Source organism: Euzebya pacifica (genome assembly GCF_003344865.1).
Taxonomy (GTDB): Bacteria; Actinomycetota; Nitriliruptoria; order Euzebyales; family Euzebyaceae; genus Euzebya; species Euzebya pacifica.
Window position 1 is genome coordinate 3,633,875 of the sequence record NZ_CP031165.1, and the last position, 21,150, is coordinate 3,655,024.

The following is a 21,150-nucleotide window of genomic DNA, read 5'->3' on the forward strand; positions in this document are numbered from 1 at the left end:
CTCCGTCCTGGTCGGCGCTCCCCGTTCTCCCCCGTTCCGGGGAGCGTCGGCCTCTTGATGTTGGAAGAAGAGCGGGGACAGAGGTGCGTGATCGGTAGGTGACCCACGTGGCGAACTGGCGGAGGACCCGCCCAGCCCCCTCCCGTCTGGAGGAAGGCCGCGAGGTCTACACGCTCGCGCTGGACGTGGCGAAGGCCCTGGATCGCGCTGGCCTCGACCTGTGGGCCGCCGGCATCCGCGCGTGCCTGGACGCCCCGAGCTCGCTGGCACGCCAGCAGCACCTCACCGTCGAACTCGTTCGCCTGCGTGACACCGGTGACCTGCGCCGGGCGGGCTGTGCGGAGGACATCGAGAGCGCCCTGTCCCGCCTCGAGCTCGGCCTCGGGTCCATCGACGTGCCGCAGCAGCCGCTGTACACGGCCACCCGGAACCTCGCCGACCACCTCGAGCTGAACGGCGGCCGTCGCTGGCTGGCCCGGCTGCGCACGGTCATCACCGACCCGGATCGCGGCGCCGCTGCCCGGGTGGAACGCCTCGACGCGCTGACCGAACGCATGGTGCCCGGCGCGGACGGCCTGCCCGAGGGCAGCGCATCGCTCGTCCGGGCCGTCCGTGGTCGGCTGAACCGCCACCTGGACATGGACGCCGTGGCGCTCCACCTGGCGTTCGCGTTGACCCCGCCCGCGCCGTCCCGGATCCGGGACGACCAGCAGCCGCGGTGACCGCAAGCCTTCTCGCCATCCCCGACGACCTGCCCGACGGTGACCTCCGGGCACTGCTGGCCTCGCCGGCGGCGGCCCTTCGCGACGGCGGGCTCGTGGCGTTCCCCACCGAAACCGTCTACGGGCTGGGGGCCGACGCGCTGTCGACCCGGGCGGTCGAGCGCATCTTCCACGCCAAGGGGCGACCGTCGGACAACCCGCTGATCGTCCACCTCGCCGACGCATCGTGGATGGACCGGGTTGCCGTGGTCACCCCGCTGGCCCGAGCGCTGGCCGAACGGTTCTGGCCCGGCCCGCTGACGCTGGTGCTGGCCCGCCGCGACCGCGTGCCCGAGGCGACCGCCGCCGGGCTCGACAGCGTCGCGGTTCGTGTGCCCGCATCGAGGGTCGCACGGCTGCTGATCGACACCGCCGGCACGCCGGTCGCCGCACCGAGCGCCAACCGGTCCGGCCGCCCCTCCCCCACAACCGCCGCCCACGTCGCCACCGACCTCGGTGAGGACCTGGACTGGATCATCGACGGCGGCCCGTGCGAGATCGGGATCGAGTCGACGGTGGTCGATGCTCGCGGTGACGCCCCGGTCGTGCTGCGAGAGGGGTCGGTGACCCGCGAGATGCTGGGCGACCGCGGCGCCATCGGTGACCCGTCCCGCTCCCCCGGCACCCGCCACGCCCACTACCAGCCACGGGCGGCCGTGCGGATCGCGCCGGTGGGTCGCGGTCAGGAGGTCGCTGCGGACGTGGCCTCCACTGGTGCACGCGTGGGCCTGGTGACCGGCGACGCGATCGGCGTGCCGTCCGCCGTGACGTTGCTCGCGGCGCCCGTCGACGACGACGCGATGGCCCGTGAGCTGTACGCCGCCCTGCGGCGCGCCGACGACCTCGGCCTCGACGTCGTCGTCGTCGAGGCCGTGACCGACACCGGCGTCGGCCGAGCCGTCATGGACAGGCTGCGCCGGGCCGGAACGCCGAACGACCCCGCCGCAGCGGGGTCGTCTCGTGGGGCCAGCCGGCCCCAAGCGGGGGGAACGCCCGAGCGCTAGGCCCGGGTGGACAGCGAATCGCGGATCTCGCGAAGCAACAGGATCTCCTCGGGGTCGGCCACCACCTCGACCTCCTCGGGCTCCTTCTTGCGGGCGTCCATCGCCTTGTTCGCGGCCTTGACGAGCAGGAACAGCACCAGGCCGACCAGCACGAAGTTGATGATCGCGCCGATGACCTGACCGGTGAGCAGCTCAGCGCTGCCGATGCTCGTGGTCACCTCGGTGATGTCCGGTTGGCCCACGATGGCGGCGATAATCGGGTTGATGATCCCCTCCACCAGGGCGCTGATGATCGCCGCGAACGCCGCGCCGATGACGACGGCGACCGCAAGGTCGATGACGTTCCCCTTCATGAGGAACTCCTTGAACTCCTTCACCACTGCAATCCCTTTCAGTTACGTGCACGCACGGTGAGTAAACCCCGTACAGGTGCCGTTGTCCACGAGGACGACCTCAGGTCCACCGTCCGAGCTGCCGATATGCGTACTGTGGAACACGTGACCACCACCACCGCCGAGTGGCTGCTGGAGATCAGCGGCCTCACCATCGGCTGCAACGACAGCACAGACGTCGTCTCCCGCGGACATCATCTCGCCGCCCAGGTTCGTTCCGCCGCCGCCGCGTTCTGCGCGGCGACCTCCTGCGGGCCGGACGGATGCGTCGCCGGGTGCCCGCTCGCCACCTACGACGGCGGGTTCACCGCCTGCCACCTGGCCAGCGAACTCGCACCCGACACCCCGCGCAACACCACCATCGACGCCCACCGGGCGGCCATGCTGTACGTCCAGGCGCTCCGTGCCGCCTCCACGGCGGTCTTCCACTGCCGGCGTCAGGCCCACCCGGCCGGTGAGTGCTGGTTCTCCACCGACGGCACGGCCCGCTGCGGCGACGTCCTCGCGGTCACCCACCGCCTGGGCGGCTGACGCACCCTCGTAAGGAAGGGACGGTCAGGCCGTCCCGACGCGTTCGAGGGTCAGCCACATCGCGCGTGCCCCCTCGGGACCCTCCACGTGGGACACGGCGCTGAAGGCGATGTCCCAGCCGAACTGGGTGAGCAGGATGGTGACGGCCTCCTCGACGCCGACGGTGGCGATCAGGGCGCGGGCAACGCCGGTGATGCTGCGCAGCTTCGGGGTGACGTGGTCCATCGTGGATGCTCCTCGTGGGGGGGACATCCATCACAACGAGCGGGCGGCCGTCGCGTGACGGCCGCCGGTCAGTCCTGGTGACCCAGGCGTCGGTCAGTCCTGGTGACCCAGGTGGGTGCTGAGGAACGACAGGGTTCGTGCCCAGGCGACCGCTGCAGCGTCGGGCTCGTGGGTACCGAGGCGGTTCTCGTCGTTGAAGAACGCGTGGTTGGTGCCGCCGTAGACGTTGATCGCAGCTGACCCGCCCGCATCACGGATCGCCTGCCCCATCTCCAGCGCCTTCGTGGGCGGCGCGAAGTCGTCGGTCTCGGCGTAGTGGCCGAGGACCGGGGCGGTGATGGCGGAGAAGTCCGGCTCGGACTGCAGGACGCCGTAGAACGGGACGGCAGCGCCGATCCGATCGCCCTGCTGCGCTGCCAGCTGGATGACGAACCCGCCGCCCATGCAGAAACCGACGACCCCGACCCGCTCGGAGGTGACCGCGTCCAGCGACAGCAGGTGGTCGACGGCACCGGCCAGGTCGGTGGCCGCCCTGTCCTCGGGAAGGTCCTGCATCATCTGGCCGGCCTCGTCGGCGTCGTGGGTGATGGAACCGCCGTACAGGTCGGGTGCCAGCGCCACGTAGCCCTGCCGGGCGAACCGGTCGCACACGTCGGCGATGTGGTCGGTCAGGCCCCACCACTCCTGGATCACGATCAGGCCGGGACCGCTGCCGTTGTCGGGTGTGGTCAGGTACCCGTGGGCCTCGTGGCCGTTGGAGGGAAAGGTGACGTTCTGGTGCGGGGTGCGGTCTGCCATCGGGGGCTCCTGGGGTCGCGATCGGACGCTCGGCCGACAACCTAGTACAGCGACACGAGGTCAGCCGGCGACCCGTCACGGAGGACGCGATTCAGCGGCGGCCGCTGCTCCAGACCGGGCCGCCGATGTAGCCGGTGCCGTCGGGGAAGGACGCCAGCACCCGGTCGAGGAGGGCCGCGCCGTCCGCGGCCGCGGCGAGGACGTCGGTGGAGACGTCACCGGCAACCCAGCCCGGGAGGACGTCGAGGAAGGACTCGCGATGCAGCGGGAACGCGGTGTCCAGCACCCACGGCTCGCCGCTGTGGTCGGTGACGGCCAGCCACACGTGGTCGACCTCCACCCCGCCCACCAGCAGGGACCCGCGGATCGTGACGACGGCCAGCCCGACGGACCGGACGAGCTCGGCAGCACGGACGATGCCCTCACGCGGCTGGTGCGGGACGAAGGGGTCGCTGGCGTGGGCGTCCTCCAGCAGCGGGACGAGGCTGACCTGCAGCTCGGGCGGAAGCGGCGTCGATCCGAATCGACGCGTACCCGTCACCGGCCAGCTGCTCATGGTCATGCCTCCTGTCCTTCTTCATCGACTGTATCCCCATCGCCTTGAGCACCCGTGGCACCAGCGTCATTCGCCGCGAGCCGTGCCGACAACGTGGTGTGGCGTGCGGCCATGCCACCGCCCACCCGTCGGGCCGCGGGGACCAGCAGCCCGGCGTCACCGACCAGCAGCAGGCCCCGCCGGGCACGCGTGATCGCGGTGTAGACCAGCTCGCGGGTCAACATCGACATCTGGCTGCGGTCGAGGACGAGGACGACGACCGGCCACTCCCCTCCCTGCGACTTGTGCACCGTCAGGCACCATGCCGGCGCGAGGTGGTTCAGGCGATCGCCGCTCAGCTCCACGATCCCCTGCGGGAAGGACACGCTGACGACGCCGTCCTTGGCGTCGGTGCCCGCCACCTCGCCGATGTCGCCGTTGGCGATGTCGACCTCCGGGTCGTTGCGCGTGGCCACGACCCGGTCGCCCTCGTGCCAGCCCGACACCGCACGCCGAGTGCCCGCGGGGTTCAGCCGTTCCTTGAGCGCGGTGTTGAGGGCGTCGACACCGGCGGCACCGCGGTACATGGGTGCCAGCACCTGCACGTCGGCGGGGGTGCAGTCGAAGTACGCCGGTGCCCGCTCGGCGACGATCTCGGCGATCCGGGCCGGGATCGCCGGCGTGCGTTCGGGCACGGCGAACACGTCGCCGTCGCGACCGACCACGATGGGTTCGCCGCCGGCGTTGAGCTCGTGGGCGAGGGTGACGATGCGGCTCTGCGCGGCCTGCCGGTGCACCTTGGTGAGGCGCGTCACGGGAACGTTGCGGGCGGCCAGCAGGTCCCGCAGCGTGGCGCCGGGCCCGACGGGGGGCAGCTGGTCGGGGTCGCCGACCAGCAGGAGGTGGCTCGGCGGGGCGAGGGCGTCCAGCAGGGCCGCGGCAAGGTGCACGTCGGCCATCGACCACTCGTCGGCGACGACGAGGTCGTGTGGCAGCGGGTTGTCGGCGGTGCGGCCGAACACGAACCCCTCGCCGGGTTCGGGACGCGCCTCCAGCAGCCGGTGCACGGTCGTGGCGGCGTGACCGGTGACCTCCTCCAGCCGCTTGGCCGCACGTCCGGTCGGGGCGCACAGCGCGACGTTGGCCCCGGCCGCCGTCGCCCGCCGCACGAGCTCGGTGACGGCGAAGGTCTTTCCGGTACCCGGGCCGCCGGTGAGGATCGTCACCGCATGGTCGGAGACCGCCTCGACCGCATGCGCCTGCTCGTCGGTCAGCTTGTCGTCGTTGCCCTCGGCGTTGCGCAGCGGGTTGCCCGACCCGTCGGCGTCGGTCAGCACACGGATCCGATCCGCCACGGCCAGCTCCGCGTCGTGCAGCGGCGGTGGGGACACCCGCGGCACCGGCAGGTCACCGAGCGGCTGGTCCTCACGACGGATCTCGCCGTTGTCGACGGCCTCGTCGATGGCCAGTCGGGCACGGTCGATCCCGCCGCCGAGGGCGCTCGGCAGGCGTGCCAGCAGCTCCTCCTCCGCCATCACGGTGTGGCCACCCCGCCAGCAGGCCCCGCGCAGGAACCCTGCGGCACCTGCGGCCAGGCGTCGCGGATCGTCGTCGTCGATCCCGGCTGCCCGTCCGAGGGCGTCGGCGTGCTTCCAGCGGACGCCCGGCAGGCTGAGGTAGGCGTAGGGGTCGGTGGTGAGCATCTCGGCGGCCTCGTCCCCGAACCGCTTGACGGCCGCACGGGCCACCGCCGGGCCGAGGTCGACGGCGGCGAGCAGCTGCACCACCTGTGGCAGGAGGCCCGCCGACACCCAGGATCCGTGGATGCGGCCGGCAAGGGCCGTGGAGACGCCGGTGACCCCGGCCAGGCGTTCGGGCTGGTTGGCGATGACCTCGGCCAGGCCGGTCCCGAAGGTCTTGACCAGCCGTTCGGCGATGGCGTCGCCCACCCCGGGGAAGCGGTCGCTGGCCAGGAAGGTCTTCAGGCCCTTCTTCGTCCGTGGGGTCGCCAGCTCGTAGAAGTCCGCCTCGAAGGTACGGCCGTGCTTGGGGTGCTCGGTCCAGCGGCCGACGAGGGTGACCGCCTGCCCCGGCGTCAGGCTGGCCAGCGGACCGGACGCCTTGATCGCACCGTCGCGGTCCTCGTCCATGGACACCACGCCGAAGCCGGAGGCGTCGTCGGCGTACACGACATAGACGACCTCTCCGGCCACACGTTCGGGGGCGGGCAGCAGCGTGTTCTCCACGATCCCCGAAAGGCTAGCCGCCGTGCCCACGACCTCCGGGACGTCGCTCGGCCCCCTGTGGATGGCTACCGTGGCGTGCGTGGAAACGGTTCGGCTGCTCGTGATCGCCGGTGTGGTGGCCCTGCTGGCCGTCCGCGCCCGCACCGCGTGGCAGCGCCGTGACCTGGCCGTCGCCGTCTGGCGTTCCATCCGCCCCCGCCACGTGGTCGGGGCGCTGGGGTTGATGGTGCTGGTGCTGACCGTCGCCCTGTCGCTGTGGACCTTCGTGCCGGTGACCCGGTTGGGCGTCGGGTCGCTGCTCGGGCTGGACGGCAACGTGATCTTCGCGCCGATCGAGTCCGCGCTGGAGGCCCCCATCGAGCAGGCTGAACAGGCGTCGGACGGCAGCGCCTCTCCCGCTCCCGGGGTGCCGTGGGTCGACGTCCTGGGCGTCACCGCGTTCCTGGGCGTGCTCGTCGCGATGTTCCCCCTGCTGGCGCACGCCGAGGAGCTGGCCTTCCGGCTCGGCTGGGAGGACCTGTCGCTGGGCCGTCAGGTGCTGTCGGCGCTGCGGTTCGGCCTCGTGCACCTGATCATGCTGATCCCCCTCGGCGCCGCGCTGGCCGTGGGTGTCGCGGGCTTCGTGTACGGGCGCATCTACCTGGCCACCTATCGGCGCGAGGCCACGCCGACCGTCGTCTACCCGGCGGGACGCCTGCCGCTGGCCGTCGACGAGCACGGGTTCAGCAGGCTGGTGCTGGGCCCGAGGTCGCCGATCGTGGCCGTCGACCGGGGACGTGCGCGCCGGGAAGCGGTCATGGCGGCCACCGTGTGGCACGCGACCTTCAACACCCTCGTCGCCGTCATCGTGCTCGTGGGGTACCTGAGCGCGGTCTGACTCCCGCCGGACGGACCAGCCGACCGGACCCGTTCAGCCGACCCGACCCGCTCAGCCAACCCGGAACGCCATGTCGTCGACCTCGACGGTGTCGCCCTTCACGAGCTGGCGCCCCCGGCGCACGTCGACCTCGCCGTTGACGAGGACCCGTTCCTCCGCGAGCAGCATCTTGGCGTCCGCCCCCTGATCGATCAGGTTGGCGAGCTTGAGGAACTGGCCCAGCTTGATGCGGTCGCCGGTGATGGGGATGTAGTCCATGCCGACCGATACTGCCCGTGCCCGCACGCGGCGGCAGGTGGCCGCACGGCGCAGGTCAGCCGAACCAGGTCAGCCGAACCGTCGGCGGTGGGCCTCGCGGATCCGGTCCTGGTCCTGGTCCGACGCGTCGGTGCGGTCAGCATCGTCGCGGATCCGATCGGCCTGAGCGGTCAACGCCCCCACCACGTCGGGGTCCTCGACCGCGTCCCGCAGCAACCGCAGCACCTCCAGCAGGTACACCTGCACGCTGGGGAGGTCCTGGGCGGCCAGGCGGATCTCGTCGAACGCCAGCTCCACGACGTCGGCGTGGGTCACCCCCTCGTGGAGGTACACCACACGACCGTCGTCGCCGTCGCGTCGACGGTCCGGCGGGCGGCGGCGGAGCAGCTCGCCGACCACTGCACCCATGTGGAAGATCGCATCCTGTGCGGTGGTCGGGTCGTTGATGCCCGGTGACAGCGCCTTGAGCGCGACGTCGGCGAGCTGGCGGACGCCGTAGGTGACGTCGTCCTGCATCGTGCGGGTGGGGCCGATGGTCACCGCGGCGGTGATCGCCGCGGCCACGCCGTCGGGATCGGAAGGTGCGGGGACGACCCGGCAGATCGGGGTGCCGGTGATCGCGTACCGACCGGCGACGGTCTCCACGTGCACGATGGCGTTGGGTTCGGCCGCGTCGAGCAGCCCGTCCACATCGATCTGCTGGACCCATCCGTGGGTGTGGAACCGGACGGTGAACGCCGCGTCGCCGGCGACGTCGAGGACACCCTGTTCGGGGCCGCTGCTGCCCTCGGGCCACTGCGTGCGCACCTCCGTCAGGGTTTCCTCCGTCACGCGTTCGAGGATCCTGGAGACGTCCATGGAGTGGGCGCTGTGGCTGATGAACGCCACGATCGAGAGGATCGCCACGACGCCGAGCACCACGGCGAGCGCGATGGACAGGCTGGGCACGACGGGCGCGGACCCGCTGTCCTCCAGGGGTCCGCGGACCGCCCGCAGCACCATCAGGCAGTAGGTGAACGTCCCGACGACCACGCCCATGATCCGCTTGTTGAACGGATCACGGAACAACCCGTGCACGACGCGAGGCGAGTACTGGCTGGACGCCAGGGAGATCAGCAGGAGGCTGACGGAGAACGCCACCCCGGCGAAGCTGAGGGTCGCGCCGGCCACGACCTGCAGGACCGCTCGGGCGCTGTCGACCGTCGCGGTCAGCCCCGCGGGAATCCCGTCGATGCTCGAGTCGACCTCGAGGGCGACCTGGCCCAGCACCGCCCCACCGACGACGAACAGCATGGGCACCCAGAACAGGCTGCTGCGGATGCGGTCGCGCAGGGCGCTGAGCCTGAGCACGGGGTCATGCCGATCGTTGTTTGAGGAAGTCGCGGACCACCACCGATCCGAGGTCGGTCAGGTCGGGGTAGAACACCCGCCCGCCGGCGCGACGGACCATACCCTCGACGAAGTCTCCCGACTCGGGGTCGTGGTCGAGCATGAAGACGTTCAGGTCGCAGCCGGTGCGGGTCAGCCGCACCGCCTCGGCCATGGTCTTGCGAAACGTCATCGGATGCGGCGGCCACGAGAAGAAGGCCTGGCCGTCGTCGGTCAGGTGGGCGGTCGGTTCGCCGTCGGTGACCATGATCACCTGGCGTTCGGCACCGGGTTCGGCTGCCAGCAGCCGGCGGGCGATCCGGAAGGCGTGCTCCATGTTGGTGCCCCACACCCGTTCCCAGCCCGAGACGAGCAGGTCGGCGGGCTGCAGTCGCCGGGCGTAGTCGCTGAAGCCGACGATGTGGAAGCGGTCCTGGGGGAACCGGCTGGCGATCAGCGACTGGAGGGCCAGGGCCAACCGCTTGGCATGGTCCCAGTTGCCCCGCAGCGGCATGGAGTAGGACATGTCCAGCAGCAGCACGGTGACGGCCTTGACGCGTCGTTCGGCCTCGGCCAGCTCGAAGTCCTCCGCGGACAGGCGCACGCGGCCGCCGGCCGAGGGCCCCTCGCGCAGGACGGCGTTGCGGATGCTCCTGGGGATGTCGATGGAGAAGGGGTCCCCGAACCGCAGCTCCCGTGTCGACCCGGTCAGCTCGGCGTCGCCGCCGGTGGTGTTGGTCCGGTGGCCACCGGCGGTTCCCTCGAAGGCCCGTCGGAAGATCCGTGCGAGGGACTGCTCACCGAGACGACGCACGCCCTTGGGGGTCAGCTCCAGCTTCCCGCCCGAACGCTGCACCGCGCCGGACTGCTCCAGCAGCCGTTCGATGTCCCGCAGGCCACGCAGGTTCTGGGCAGCCTCGTCGCCGAGCGCCGAACGCAGGGCGTCGGCGTCGATGTCCTCCAGCCGCGCCCCGGGATACCGCTGTCCCAGCGCCTGCCCGAGGTCGTCGAGCTGCTGCAGCCGCTGCATCCAGTCCACGGTGTCGCTGAGGGACCCCATCCCCTCCCCCGTCGGCTGCGCTCCCGGCATCGCCTGTCCCCACCCCATGTCGGGGAACATGCCCTGCAGGCTCGAGGCGAGCTGGTCGGCCTGCATCTGCAGGTCGGCTGCGTCGCCGAGCATCTGTGCCGCGAGCTCGGCCAGCTGCTGTCGCTGCTCGGGGGTCATGCCGGCGAGCAGGCGGTTCATGGCCGCCATGCGACGGGCCATCTCCTCCAGCAGCTCCTCCAGCGTCTCGGGGTCGCCGGGGATCATGTCGTCGTAGCGGTCCTTGAACGCCTCGAACGCTTCCTGGACGTCCTCTCCCGACTCCTGCCGGGCGATCAGGCCGTTCAGCTCGGCCATCATGTCCCGCATGCGGGCGAGGTCCTCGGGGTCGGTGGCGTCGATGGCGTCGGCGAGCCGCCCGAAGGTGGCCTGGGCGACGTCGTTGCGCAGCTCGGCCAGCAGGTCGTCGAAGGCCTGCTGCGCGCCGGCGTCGTGGAAGTCGTAGTCCTGCAGCGCCGACACCATCCCGGGGGGATCCGACGGCATGGCGTCGAGCTGCGCCCGGCGCTCGTCGGCCGACAGCTGGTCATCGGCGAACTGCAGCGCGGTCCGTTCCAGCTCGACGATCTCCTCCAGCTGCTGGGCCACCCGCTGGAGGGGCCCGGTCAGTCCCATGCGGGACAGCTCCTCCTCCCGGGCCCGGCGCAGGCGTTCCTGGAGCGCCTGCAGGCCCTCGAGGCGACCGTCGATCCCCCGCTGGAGCAGGTCCTCGATGGCCTCGGAGGGGTCGACGCCGTCCAGCAGGTCATCAGCGATCTCGGCCAGGACCTCGTCGGGCGACAGGTCCGACCCCCACGGGTCCTGGGTACCGCTCCACCGGCCGTACCGGATCGGGCCGGTCATGGCTGCACGTAGGTGTAACCGGCGTCGGACTCGTAGCGGTCCAGCCGGCGGGAGAGGTGCAGCCCCTCCAGGCAGAGCTCGACGGCGGCAGCAGCCATCGCGGGGGTCTCCTCGACGTCGAGGCTGCCGAGGACCGCGGCGAGGCCCGGGATGCGGTCGAGCTGCGCCATCAGGTCACGACCGCTCATCAGGTCGCCCGTGGTGACCTCCAGGCCCGTCTCGAAGGCGTCGAGCAGGCCCGCGACGTCCGGGCCGCGCACGCGTCGGCGGAACACCTCGAGGATGGAGCGGCGCAGCAGGCGGGTCATGATCTCGGCCTCGCGTCCCTCCTCGAAGGACTCGAACTCGATCTTGCCCATCGCGGCAGCGATGACGGCCGGCAGGTCGGAGGGGCGGGCCACGGCGGTGTCCTCGCCGCAACGGACCGCGCGGCGTGCGGCGCTGGCCGCCAGCGTCTCGTAGTTGCCGGTGGAGAAGCGCACGCTGACCCCGGAGCGCTGGTTGACCTCGCCGGCGGTCCGCAGCGAGCGGGTGAACGCGGCCAGCACCTCGGCCATGAACGTGGGCACGACCACGGCGGGAAGGCCGTCGTGGGCGGGCAGGCGCCCCTCGGCCTGCATCACGGTGACCTCCTGGTCGACCGTCTGCGGGTAGTGGGTGCGGATCTCCGACCCGAACCGATCCTTCAGCGGGGTGATGATCCGGCCGCGGTTGGTGTAGTCCTCCGGGTTGGCGGTGGCGACGACCAGCAGGTCGAGCGGCAACCGGAGGGAGTAGCCGCGGACCTGGATGTCCCGCTCCTCCATCACGTTGAGCAGCGCCACCTGGATGCGTTCCGCCAGGTCCGGCAGCTCGTTGATGGCGATGATGCCCCGGTTGTGCCGCGGGATCAGGCCGAAGTGGATCGTCTCGTCGTCACCCAGGTAGCGGCCCTCGGCAACCTTGATGGGATCGACGTCACCGACGAGGTCGGCCACGGCGATGTCGGGGGTGGCGAGCTTCTCGGCGTACCGCTGCTCGCGGCCGATCCACTCGATCGGGGTGTCCTCGCCGTGCTCGTCGACCAGCCGGCGAGCCGCGGGGGTGAACGGGTGGTAGGGGTGGTCGTTGACCTCGCTGCCGGCGATCACCGGGACGGCGTCGTCCAGCAACGAGGTGAGGGACCGGACGATGCGGCTCTTCGCCTGACCGCGCTCGCCCAGCAGGATCAGGTCGTGGCCGGCCAGCAGCGCGGTCTCCAGCGCCGGCACCACGGTGTCCTCGAAGCCGACGAGCCCGTCGACCAGCGGGACCCCCGCCCGCAGCCGTGCGGCGGCGTTGATCGCCACCTCCTCCTTGACGGTCCGATCCGGATAGCCGGCGGCGCGGAGGCCACCCAGCGTCGTGGGTCGGGCGACGGAACTCGAGTCCATACCTGCTCCTCGTGGGGATCCGGGGGCGAACAGTAGTCGTGACCCCCGGCAGACGCAGGACGTGCCGCGCCCGAGGTGACCGTGCCCCTCAGCCGGCACCGCCCCGGCCGCATCGATGCCGGTCGGTGGAGCCTGCATGGATCGGGCGGCTCGATCGTCCATGCTGGTCAACCCATGGCCCGCGCCACGTCTCCGCCCTCCCCCGGCCAGCTGCTGCGACTGCCCGTCAGCGCCGCACCGCTGTTGCTGCGCATCCCCGTGACCTCGCCCACATGGGCGGAGTCACTGCCGCCGATGCCCACCGGCGCCGGGATCACCGTTGCGTTCTCCGACCCCGATGTCGAGGCCGAGCACGGCGACGCCGTCGCGCTCCTGGGCTACCCCAGCGTCGGGGTGCTGCCCCCGTCGACCGAGCTGCCGCCGTCGATCGACCTGCTGATCCCCCGCACGGCTGCTGACCGCTGGCCGCTGTGGCGTGACGCGGTCCTGTCGGCCGGCGGACGTGTGTGGGACCTGGCCTTCGGACCGGTCGCGATGAAGCTCGCCTCGGCCGTCGCCGTCCACGAACGGGACTGACCCACCGGATGCGCATCGCGTCCTGCAACATCCTCCACGGCATCGACATCCGTCGGCTGTCCGGGCCGGGTGCGCCGCTGCCACCGAACGCCATCGACCTCGAGGCGGTGGCCACGTGGATCGACTCGTTGGGTGCCGACGTCGTGGCGCTGCAGGAGGTCGACCACCTGCTGATGCGGTCCGGGGAACGCGACCAGGTGGCCTGGCTGGCCGACCGCCTCGGCATGGAGGGTGTGTTCGCGCCGGCGCTGGCCGGCAGTCCCGACGACGCCTGGGACGAGGCCGCACCGGGCGTGGTCGAACCGGCCTACGGGGTGGGGCTGCTGTCGCGGGTCGGCCTGGACGACGTGGTCCGCCACCGGCTGCCCTTCGGTGGCGCGGGAACGCGGGAGGCCGGGGCGTCACCGGTCAATCCCGGCAGGGACCGCGAGCCGCGGGTCACCCTGTCGGCCACCGTCGGCGAGGACCTGCGGGTGACGACGACCCACCTCTCCTACATGTTCTGGTGGGCCGTGCCGCAGCTCGGCCGGGCCCTGCGCGCGGCGACCGCCGGACACGACGGCCCCGGGATCCTCGTCGGGGACGTCAACCTGCCCATGTGGGGCGGCTGGCTGGCGCTGCATGCCCGGGGGCTGAACCCGTGGCGGTGGCCGGAGGCGGCCACGAGGGCCGCCGGTTGGCGATACCTGCCGGGTGAGGCGACCTATCCGTCCTGGAAGCCGCGTGTCCAGCTCGACCAGGTCTTCGTCCGCCACATGCCCGACGGGGTGCGGGTCTCCGTCGGTCCGGCTGGTCCGAGCGACCACCTGCCCCTGCTCGTGGACTGCTGAACGCGCGAGACTGCCCCCATGGCTGCTGCTCCTCCCCGGGACGTCGATGATCTCGATGCCAACGCCTTCCTGTCCGACACCGCCGACCTGGTGGCGATCGAGTCGCCCACCGCGGACCTCGCCGGGTGCGCTGCGGCGCTGGACCGGTTCGTGGCCCTGGCCGCGGAGCGAACCGGTCGCCGCGCCGAGCTGGTCACGGTCGGCGGGTGCCGCCATGCGCTGATCAGGCCCGAGGGGCCGACGAAGGTCCTGCTGCTGGGGCACGTCGACACGGTGTGGCCCCTGGGCACCCTGGCGCGCTGGCCCTTCACCGTCGACGGCGACCACGTGACCGGACCCGGCGTGTTCGACATGAAGGCGGGGCTCGCGATGGGGTTGCACGCCACCGCCGCGATCGGCTGTCCGGACGGCGTCGGCATGCTGGTCACGACCGACGAGGAGACGGGCTCGAGCACCTCGCAGGCGTTGATCGAGGAGGTCGCCCGGGCCTGCGATGTGGTGCTGGTGCTGGAACCCTCTGCGCCGGGTGGGGCGGTCAAGCACGTTCGCAAGGGGGTGTCGTTGTACCGGGCCGACATCACGGGCCGGGCCGCCCATGCGGGGCTCGAGCCGGAGAAGGGCGTCAACGCCCTGATGGAGCTGGCCGCCCAGGTCCCGGCGGTGGCTGCCCTGGCCGACCCGGCGGTCGGGACCACCGTCACCCCGACGGTGGCGACGGCGGGGACGACGATGAACACCGTCCCCGCGTCGGCGATGTTCCGCATCGACGTGCGTGCAGCCCGGACCGACGAGCTGGACCGCCTCCGAGGTGCGCTCGCCGGACTGCAGCCGACGCACCCCGGCGCGACGGTCGCCGTCGAGCACCTGGGCACCCGTCCGCCGCTGGAGGGGGTGCGGTCTGCGGCGTTGCTGGCCCGCCACGACGTCGTGCGCGAGCGACTCGGGATCGTGTTGCCCCCACCGGCGACCTCCGGGGGCGGGTCGGACGGCAACTTCACCGCGGGGGTGGGCACCGACACCCTCGACGGGCTCGGCGCGGTCGGCGACGGTGCCCATGCCGAGGGCGAGCACATCACGTTGCAGGCAACGCTCGACGGCACCCGGCTGCTCGCAGGGCTGCTGGCCGACCTGCTGGGCGCAGGCTCGTCGTGACCGACACCCTCGACCCCACGGATCCAGTGCCGGAGTCCGTCATGCCGGTGTCCGCCGCAGCGGCCCTCCGTGCGGCCTACGCGGTGCCGCCCCGGGCCTACCACTCCCTGGACCATGCCGCGCGCGTGGCCCGGATCGCCACGGACCTCGGTGCCGACCGCGCCTGCCTGCTGGCGGCGTGGGCCCACGACGTCGTGTACCGGCCGGGCGAACCCGACAACGAGGACGCGTCGGCCGCGTGGCTGGTCGACCGCCTGCCGGACGACCCCGATGTCGCCGAGGCGGCCCGGTTGATCCGGCTGACCGCCACCCACGACGTCGACCCGGGGGACACGATGGCAGCCGTGCTGTGCGACGCCGACCTGTCGATCCTCGGCGGCGACCCCGCCGGCTACGAGGCCTACCGCAGGGCCGTTCGCGAGGAGTACGCCGCGGTGCCCGACGAGGCGTGGCGGACCGGACGTGCCGCGGTCCTGCGTCGCCTCCTCGACCGACCGCGGCTGTTCCTCACCGACACCGCCCACGATCGCTGGGAGCAGCGGGCGCGGACCAACCTGGCTGACGAGCTCGCCGACCTCCTCGGGTCGGCGCCCGAGCAGCGAGCCGGTGTCACACCGACGGGCGATGGTGGCCTCGTGACCGACAACCCCCATGCCGCGGTCTTCGACCGTGCCGCCGCCACCTACGACCGGGTCGGCGTCGACTTCTTCTCCACCTTCGGTCGGCTGCTGGTCGACCATGCCGGCGTCGCGTTGGGTGAACGGGTGCTGGACATCGGCACGGGCCGCGGTGCCGTGCTGTTCCCCGCCGCAGCAGCCGTCGGGCCGGAGGGGCACGTCCTCGGGCTCGACCTGGCACCCGGCATGGTCGAGCGCACATCGGCGGAGGTCGCCGAGCGTGGGCTCGATCACGTCCGGGTGGTGCTCGGCGACGCGGCCGACCCGCCGCTGGCGGACGAGGGGTTCGACGCCGTCCTGTCCAGCCTCGTGCTGTTCTTCCTCCACGACCCGGCTGCGGGGGTCCGGCGCTGGGCCCGGCTCGTGTCGCCCGGTGGCCGGCTCGGCCTGTGCACCTTCCTGCCCGACGGCGACGACGAGCGCTTCCGCGAGCTCGTCGAGGCGTTCGTGGAGGTGCCCGACCACATCGAGCCCCAGCCGCAGCCCGACGGGCCCACGTCCTTCGAGCTGGTCAAGGACGTGGCGTGGCTGGACGACGCGATCGCGGCCGCGGGACTGGTCGACATCGACGCCGTCGAGGTCCGGCACGCGACCGGCTTCGAGGACGTCGAGCAGTGGTGGCGGTGGGCGTGGTCGCAGGGCATGCGGTCTGCCCTCGAGCTGATCCCCGAGGCCCGCCACGCCGCGTTCAAGGAGGCGGTCGCCGCCGACCTCGCCGCCAACGCGTTGCCGGACGGACGCCTGGGCTTCCACGTCACCGTCCGCCTGACCACCGCCCGACGCCCGGACTGACCGGCCGGCCGGCGACTCAGCGAGCACCCGGTCGCGGGCGGCGCAGGCCGGATGCCCGCAGTCGGCGGACCAGCTCGCGACCGTCGACCGCCGTGGCGCCGAGCGCGATCGCCTCATCCCGCAGGCGCGTGGGGATGTCGTAGTGATCCCCCTGGAAGGTGTGGCGCGGCATGCCGAGCCGGTCGGCGAAGTCGTGCAGCTCCTCCAACGACGTGTCGCTGATCAGGTGGGCCCACAGCCGGCCGCGCCACGGCCACACGGCGTCGTCGACGAGGATCACGGCTGCAGGACCGCACCCAGCTCGTGGCGCAGCGCCACCAGCACCCGGCGTCGCTGGGGGTCGTAGCCGTCCCACTTGGCCGCGGGCAGGACCTCGTGGGCGACCTCCACGAACCCGAGGGCCCGGAAGAACCCAGCGGCATCGGCGGAGGTGGTGCAGGCGAACACCCCGGTCAGGCCCTCTCGCGCGGCGTCGACGAGCATGCGTCGCACGATCATGCCGCCCACCCCTCCCCCGGCGAACCGGCTGATGGTGGTCAGGCACGACACCTCCGCCACCGCGTCGTCGGGGTAGCGCCGCAGGGCCGCGAAGCCCGCCAGGTGGTCGTCACCGAACCGGGCGCCGTACCCGTCGATCAGCAGCCGCGCGGTCGCCCCGGACGACCGGGGCAGCAGGAACCCCTCGGCGACACCCTGCTCGATCAGCCGGTGGGCGCCTTCGTAGTCGTCCAGCCGGAGCGGTTCGACGTCGCAGTACTGCTCGCTCGTGTAGAGCACGCCGGCGCCGTGGTAGGTCAGCAGCTCCTCGGCGATGTCGGCCGGTCGACACACGTTGACCGAGCCCACGCCCGCCTCCAGCGCCTGTCTGGCCAGCTCGATCGATGGCCCTTCCCCCTCCCCCCGGGGCAGCACCACGAACGGCGGGGGCCGGTCCCCGTGGACGGGCGTGGCCGGATCCAGCAGGACCAGCTTGAACGGCCGCAGCCGCCCCGCGAGCTCGGTGGCGACCTCAAGCACGTCCTCCGCCGGCGGGACCGGCACCGCCACCTGTCCGTGACGGCGCAGGGCCGCCCAGCACTCGCCGACGAAGTCGTCGTCGGTCCGTCGGCTGGTGACGTTGGCGGTGTGGACGTGCACCACCCGGGCACCCCCCTCGACAAGGGCCTGCAGGGCCGACGGCACCGACGGGTCGTCGCCGCCACCGGCCACGACCAGGCTTCGCTGCCGGAAGTGCTCGAGGTAGAAGCGCCGTTCCGCGCGTTCGCTGGTGTCCACCCGCGGCAGGCTATCGGCCGGCCGGTCACCCGGGTGTCACCGGGGTGCGCTACAACCCTCATCACCGTCCGCCACCGACCGCCGGGAGCACCATGCCCGCCATCACCGACACCACCGAATGGGCCGCGGTGGCCCGTCTGCACGCCACGCTCGCCGACACCCACCTGCGCCAGCTGTTCGCTGACGACCCCGACCGCGGGGGCCGCCTGCACGGCACCGTCGGCGACCTGTACGTCGACGTCGCCAAGCACCGCCTGACCGATGAGGTGCTCGACGCGCTCGTGGCGCTGGCCGCGGCGGCCGGCGTGCCCGAGAAGGTCGCGGCGATGTTCGCCGGCGAGCCCATCAACACCACCGAGGACCGGGCCGTCCTGCACACCGCCCTGCGCGCCCCGCGCGACACCTCGATCGTGGTCGACGGCCACGACGTGATCCCCGACGTGCACGCGGTACTGGACCGCATGGCCGCGTTCGCCGAACGGGTCCGCGGCGGTGAGTGGCGCGGCCACGACGGCCGTCCGATCGAGACGGTGGTCAACATCGGCATCGGCGGGTCCGACCTGGGCCCGGCGATGGCCTACCGGGCGCTGGCCGCACACGCGACGATGGACTGCCGGTTCGTGTCCAACGTCGACGCGGCCGACCTGTCGCGGAACCTGGCCGGACTCGACCCCGCAACGACCCTGTTCGTCATCGCGTCCAAGACGTTCACGACGATCGAGACGATCACCAACGCCTCCTCGGCCCGGGACTGGTTGCTGGAGGGGCTCGGCGGTGACCGCGGCGCCATCCCGAAGCACTTCGTGGCCCTGTCGACCAACGCCGAGGGCGTGGCGGACTTCGGCATCGACACCGACAACATGTTCGAGTTCTGGGACTGGGTGGGCGGCCGGTACTCCGTCGGCTCGGCGATCGGCCTGTCGGTCATGCTGGCCATCGGCCCCGACGGGTTCCGGGACTTCCTCGGGGGCATGCGAACCGTCGACGAGCACCTGCGCGACACGCCGCTGCGCGAGAACGTGCCGGTGCTGCTGGCGATGATCGGCATCTGGTACCGCAACTTCTTCGGCTTCCCGACCCATGCGGTGCTGCCCTACAGCCACGACCTGGCCCGCTTCCCCGCCTACCTGCAGCAGCTGGACATGGAGTCCAACGGCAAGCGGGTAGGGCTGGACGGCCAGCCCGTGACCACCGACACCGGCCCGATCGTGTGGGGCGAACCCGGCACCAACGGCCAGCACGCCTTCTACCAGCTGATCCACCAGGGCACGACGACGGTGCCGTGTGACCTGATCGGCATCGTCACCCCCGACGTCGACCTGCCCGCCGACACCGCCCGGAGCCACGCCGACCAGCTGATCGCCAACCTGCTGGCGCAGGGCGAGGCGCTGGCGTTCGGGAAGACCGCGGAGGAGGTCAGGGCCGAGGGCGTCGACGAGGCGCTGGTCGCCCACAAGACCTTCCCCGGCAACATCCCGACCACCACCATCCTCGCTGACCGGCTGACCCCGTCCGTGCTCGGGCAGCTGATCGCCCTCTACGAGCACCGTGTGCTGGTGCAGGGGGCCGTCTGGGGGATCAACTCCTTCGACCAGTGGGGTGTGGAGCTCGGCAAGGTCCTGGCCAAGCGGATCGTCGCCGAGATCGACGGTGCCGACGGCGACCACGACTCCTCCACCGCCATGCTCCTGCAGCGGTACCGGGACGCTAGGTTGCAGCCATGAGCCACGAGTACACGAGCCTTCGATACGAGAAGTCCGACGGCATCGCCCACGTCACGTTCAGCCGTCCGGACAAGCACAACGCGCTGGACCTCGCCCAGGTCCAGGACCTCGAGGCGGTCACCGCCTCGATCGCGGCCGATCCCGAGGTCCGCTGCATCCTCGTCGACGCCGAGGGCAAGGCCTTCCACGTCGGCGGTGACCTGTCGTACTTCGCCGGTGTCGACGACACCGCGGCGGCGCTTCGAACCCTGACCGCCTTCGCGCATTCGGCGGCCGAGCGGCTGAGCCGCGGGCCGGCACCCGTCATCATCGCCGTGCAGGGCATGGCCGCGGGTGGCGGGATGAGCTTCGTCCTCGGCGGTGACATCGTCCTGGCCGGCGAGTCAGCGGCGTTCACGATGGCCTACACCGCCGCTGGCCTCACCCCCGACCTCTCCTCCTCCTGGTACCTGCCCCGCCTGGTGGGCCTGCGACGCGCACAGGAGCTGATGCTGACCAACCGTCGGCTGAGCGCCGCCGAGGCGTTGGAGTGGGGACTCGTGACCGACGTGGTGGCCGACGAGGATCTGGCCGGCCGTGCGATGGAGCTGGCCCAGCAGCTGGCGGCCGGACCGACGAAGGCCTACGAGGGGGTCAAGAAGCTGCTGCGCAGCTCGATGCAGCAGTCGTTGGAGGCCCAGATGGCCGACGAGTCGGAGTGGATCTCGCGCATGGGCGCCACCCGCGACGCGCTGCACGGCATCGACTCGTTCCTGAACAAGGCCAAGCCGACGTTCGAGGGCCGCTAGCGGTCTCCGGCCGGGTCAGCCAGCGGGGCCAGCCGGTCGGGTCAGCCGGCTGCCGCCGCGGCGGCGAAGGCGTCCTCGGCCGACACCCCGACGGACTTGAAGACCGTCACCTCGCCCTCCCGACGGGGTGGCGGGCCGCCGGCGACCAGCTCGGTCAGGTCGGCGCTGACGTGGTCGGCGTCGATCGTCCCGTCGTGGATGGCCATCAGGATGTCCCCGGCCTCGTCCATGGCCGCCTCGCGGTCGTCGACGACCACCCTGGCCCCGGCGATCAGGTGGGCCCCCAGCTCACGGGTGGTCGGCGTGAAGGCCCCGACGGCGTTGACGTGGGTGCCGTCGTCGATGTGATCGGCGTGCACCAGCGCCTCGTGGCTGTTGGTGCACACGCAGACGAGGTCGGCCCCACGGGTGGCGTCGGCGATGTCGTCCACCACGGTGACGTCGTGCCCGAGCCCCCTCGCCCAGTCCGCCAGCGCCTCGGCCCGCGGTCGGGTGCGGTTCCACACCCGGACCCGACGGAGGGTGCGGACGGCGGCCATGGCCTCGAGGTGGGCACGCCCCTGCACGCCGGCGCCGACGATGGCCAGGTCACCCGCGTCGGGGGCAGCGAGCAGGTCGGTGGCCAGCCCGCTGACGGCGGCGGTACGGATCGCTGTGATGGCACCGCCGTCCAGCACGGCGGTCGGCACGCCGGTGACCCCGTCGAAGAGCGTGACGATGCCGTTGATCGAGGGCAGCCCCCGGTCGACGTTCTCGGGGACGAGGGTGACCAGCTTCACGGTGTAGACGGGGGTGTCCCCACCGACGCCGCACGGCATCAACCCGGCGAGCAACCGAGGCTGCTCCAGCTGGATCCACCGCCGGGCGGGCTGCTCGACGATCCCGGCCGCCAGCGCCTCGAACGTCGCCCGGGCCACCTCCACCGCCCTGGGCATGGGTAGGGCCGCACGGACGGCATCGGCGTCGAGGAACCGCATC

General features: G+C 72.1%; 22 protein-coding genes. 10 read left to right on the forward strand and 12 right to left on the reverse strand.

The window, feature by feature from the left end; all coding sequences use genetic code 11:
* Nucleotides 1-107 precede the first annotated feature (107 nt).
* Together DVS28_RS15550 and DVS28_RS15555 are read left to right on the forward strand one after the other, a co-directional pair.
* Nucleotides 108-722 (forward strand): hypothetical protein, encoded by a 615-nt coding sequence (locus tag DVS28_RS15550; protein ID WP_216826070.1) that lies wholly within the window; start codon nucleotides 108-110, stop codon nucleotides 720-722.
* A complete protein-coding gene (locus DVS28_RS15555; protein ID WP_216826071.1) occupies nucleotides 719-1,765 on the forward strand; it encodes an L-threonylcarbamoyladenylate synthase in 1,047 nt (348 codons plus the stop codon). Before DVS28_RS15550 ends, DVS28_RS15555 begins: the two co-directional genes overlap by 4 nt.
* Here the strand turns inward: DVS28_RS15555 and mscL are convergent.
* Complete coding sequence (gene mscL / locus DVS28_RS15560; protein ID WP_245973548.1) at nucleotides 1,762-2,142, reverse strand: large conductance mechanosensitive channel protein MscL; 381 nt, start codon at nucleotides 2,140-2,142, stop codon at nucleotides 1,762-1,764. The genes DVS28_RS15555 and mscL overlap by 4 nt on opposite strands.
* Before the next feature lie 120 nt (nucleotides 2,143-2,262).
* Between mscL and DVS28_RS15565 the strand changes: the two genes are divergently transcribed.
* Nucleotides 2,263-2,688, forward strand: coding sequence for a hypothetical protein (locus DVS28_RS15565; protein ID WP_164710600.1), 426 nt, complete (start codon nucleotides 2,263-2,265; stop codon nucleotides 2,686-2,688).
* Between the two features lie 24 nt (nucleotides 2,689-2,712).
* Here the strand turns inward: DVS28_RS15565 and DVS28_RS15570 are convergent, their stop codons facing one another.
* The 4 genes from DVS28_RS15570 to recD2 form a co-directional block, all read right to left on the reverse strand.
* Complete coding sequence (locus DVS28_RS15570) at nucleotides 2,713-2,913, reverse strand: hypothetical protein (protein WP_114592274.1); 201 nt, start codon at nucleotides 2,911-2,913, stop codon at nucleotides 2,713-2,715.
* 93 nt (nucleotides 2,914-3,006) lie between these two features.
* Nucleotides 3,007-3,711: a dienelactone hydrolase family protein gene (locus DVS28_RS15575; protein WP_114592275.1), complete on the reverse strand. Its 705-nt coding sequence runs from the start codon at nucleotides 3,709-3,711 to the stop codon at nucleotides 3,007-3,009.
* A gap of 91 nt (nucleotides 3,712-3,802) precedes the next feature.
* Nucleotides 3,803-4,273 (reverse strand): hypothetical protein, encoded by a 471-nt coding sequence (locus DVS28_RS15580; protein ID WP_164710601.1) that lies wholly within the window; start codon nucleotides 4,271-4,273, stop codon nucleotides 3,803-3,805.
* Nucleotides 4,270-6,492, reverse strand: a complete 2,223-nt coding sequence (gene recD2, locus DVS28_RS15585; protein WP_164710602.1) for an SF1B family DNA helicase RecD2 — start codon at nucleotides 6,490-6,492, stop codon at nucleotides 4,270-4,272. The genes DVS28_RS15580 and recD2 overlap by 4 nt, the downstream gene beginning before the upstream one ends.
* A 22-nt stretch (nucleotides 6,493-6,514) precedes the next feature.
* On the opposite strand from recD2, the gene DVS28_RS28490 reads away from it, so the two are divergent.
* Nucleotides 6,515-7,369, forward strand: coding sequence for a hypothetical protein (locus DVS28_RS28490; protein ID WP_216826072.1), 855 nt, complete (start codon nucleotides 6,515-6,517; stop codon nucleotides 7,367-7,369).
* A gap of 51 nt (nucleotides 7,370-7,420) precedes the next feature.
* Here the strand turns inward: DVS28_RS28490 and DVS28_RS15590 are convergent, their stop codons facing one another.
* The 4 genes from DVS28_RS15590 to DVS28_RS15605 form a co-directional block, all read right to left on the reverse strand.
* Nucleotides 7,421-7,627, reverse strand: coding sequence for an RNA-binding S4 domain-containing protein (locus DVS28_RS15590; protein ID WP_114592278.1), 207 nt, complete (start codon nucleotides 7,625-7,627; stop codon nucleotides 7,421-7,423).
* Between the two features lie 69 nt (nucleotides 7,628-7,696).
* On the reverse strand, nucleotides 7,697-8,977 hold the full coding sequence (locus DVS28_RS15595) for a DUF2254 domain-containing protein (protein WP_114592279.1): 1,281 nt from the start codon (nucleotides 8,975-8,977) through the stop codon (nucleotides 7,697-7,699).
* A 4-nt stretch (nucleotides 8,978-8,981) separates the two neighbouring features.
* Nucleotides 8,982-10,946, reverse strand: a complete 1,965-nt coding sequence (locus tag DVS28_RS15600) for a VWA domain-containing protein (protein ID WP_114592280.1) — start codon at nucleotides 10,944-10,946, stop codon at nucleotides 8,982-8,984.
* Nucleotides 10,943-12,358 carry a sigma 54-interacting transcriptional regulator gene (locus DVS28_RS15605; protein ID WP_114592281.1) on the reverse strand — a complete coding sequence of 472 codons (1,416 nt, stop codon included), beginning with the start codon at nucleotides 12,356-12,358 and terminating at the stop codon, nucleotides 10,943-10,945. The genes DVS28_RS15600 and DVS28_RS15605 overlap by 4 nt, the downstream gene beginning before the upstream one ends.
* Before the next feature lie 174 nt (nucleotides 12,359-12,532).
* Here DVS28_RS15605 and DVS28_RS15610 point away from each other — a divergent pair, with 174 nt between their 5' ends.
* From DVS28_RS15610 to DVS28_RS28495, 4 genes are read left to right on the forward strand one after another with little or no spacing between them, the layout of a single operon-like run.
* Entirely contained in the window at nucleotides 12,533-12,934 is a 402-nt protein-coding gene (locus DVS28_RS15610; RefSeq protein ID WP_164710604.1) for a hypothetical protein, read from the forward strand.
* Between the two features lie 8 nt (nucleotides 12,935-12,942).
* Complete coding sequence (locus DVS28_RS15615; RefSeq protein WP_114592283.1) at nucleotides 12,943-13,764, forward strand: endonuclease/exonuclease/phosphatase family protein; 822 nt, start codon at nucleotides 12,943-12,945, stop codon at nucleotides 13,762-13,764.
* 18 nt (nucleotides 13,765-13,782) lie between these two features.
* Nucleotides 13,783-14,916, forward strand: a complete 1,134-nt coding sequence (locus DVS28_RS15620) for a M20/M25/M40 family metallo-hydrolase (RefSeq protein ID WP_114592284.1) — start codon at nucleotides 13,783-13,785, stop codon at nucleotides 14,914-14,916.
* Entirely contained in the window at nucleotides 14,913-16,385 is a 1,473-nt protein-coding gene (locus DVS28_RS28495) for a methyltransferase domain-containing protein (RefSeq protein ID WP_164710605.1), read from the forward strand. Before DVS28_RS15620 ends, DVS28_RS28495 begins: the two co-directional genes overlap by 4 nt.
* 16 nt (nucleotides 16,386-16,401) lie before the next feature.
* Here the strand turns inward: DVS28_RS28495 and DVS28_RS15630 are convergent, their stop codons facing one another.
* Nucleotides 16,402-16,665 carry a DUF4031 domain-containing protein gene (locus tag DVS28_RS15630; protein WP_114592285.1) on the reverse strand — a complete coding sequence of 88 codons (264 nt, stop codon included), beginning with the start codon at nucleotides 16,663-16,665 and terminating at the stop codon, nucleotides 16,402-16,404.
* Nucleotides 16,662-17,660 (reverse strand): GNAT family N-acetyltransferase, encoded by a 999-nt coding sequence (locus tag DVS28_RS15635; protein WP_114592286.1) that lies wholly within the window; start codon nucleotides 17,658-17,660, stop codon nucleotides 16,662-16,664. Before DVS28_RS15635 ends, DVS28_RS15630 begins: the two co-directional genes overlap by 4 nt.
* A 92-nt stretch (nucleotides 17,661-17,752) precedes the next feature.
* On the opposite strand from DVS28_RS15635, the gene pgi reads away from it, so the two are divergent.
* Together pgi and DVS28_RS15645 are read left to right on the forward strand one after the other, a co-directional pair.
* Entirely contained in the window at nucleotides 17,753-19,384 is a 1,632-nt protein-coding gene (pgi, locus tag DVS28_RS15640) for a glucose-6-phosphate isomerase (protein ID WP_114592287.1), read from the forward strand.
* The gene (locus DVS28_RS15645) at nucleotides 19,381-20,172 is read left to right on the forward strand and encodes an enoyl-CoA hydratase/isomerase family protein (RefSeq protein ID WP_114592288.1); all 792 of its coding nucleotides are present in this window, start codon (nucleotides 19,381-19,383) and stop codon (nucleotides 20,170-20,172) included. The genes pgi and DVS28_RS15645 overlap by 4 nt, the downstream gene beginning before the upstream one ends.
* A 41-nt stretch (nucleotides 20,173-20,213) precedes the next feature.
* Here the strand turns inward: DVS28_RS15645 and DVS28_RS15650 are convergent, their stop codons facing one another.
* Nucleotides 20,214-21,149, reverse strand: coding sequence for an ornithine cyclodeaminase family protein (locus tag DVS28_RS15650; protein WP_114592289.1), 936 nt, complete (start codon nucleotides 21,147-21,149; stop codon nucleotides 20,214-20,216).
* Between the last annotated feature and the right edge of the window lies 1 nt (nucleotide 21,150).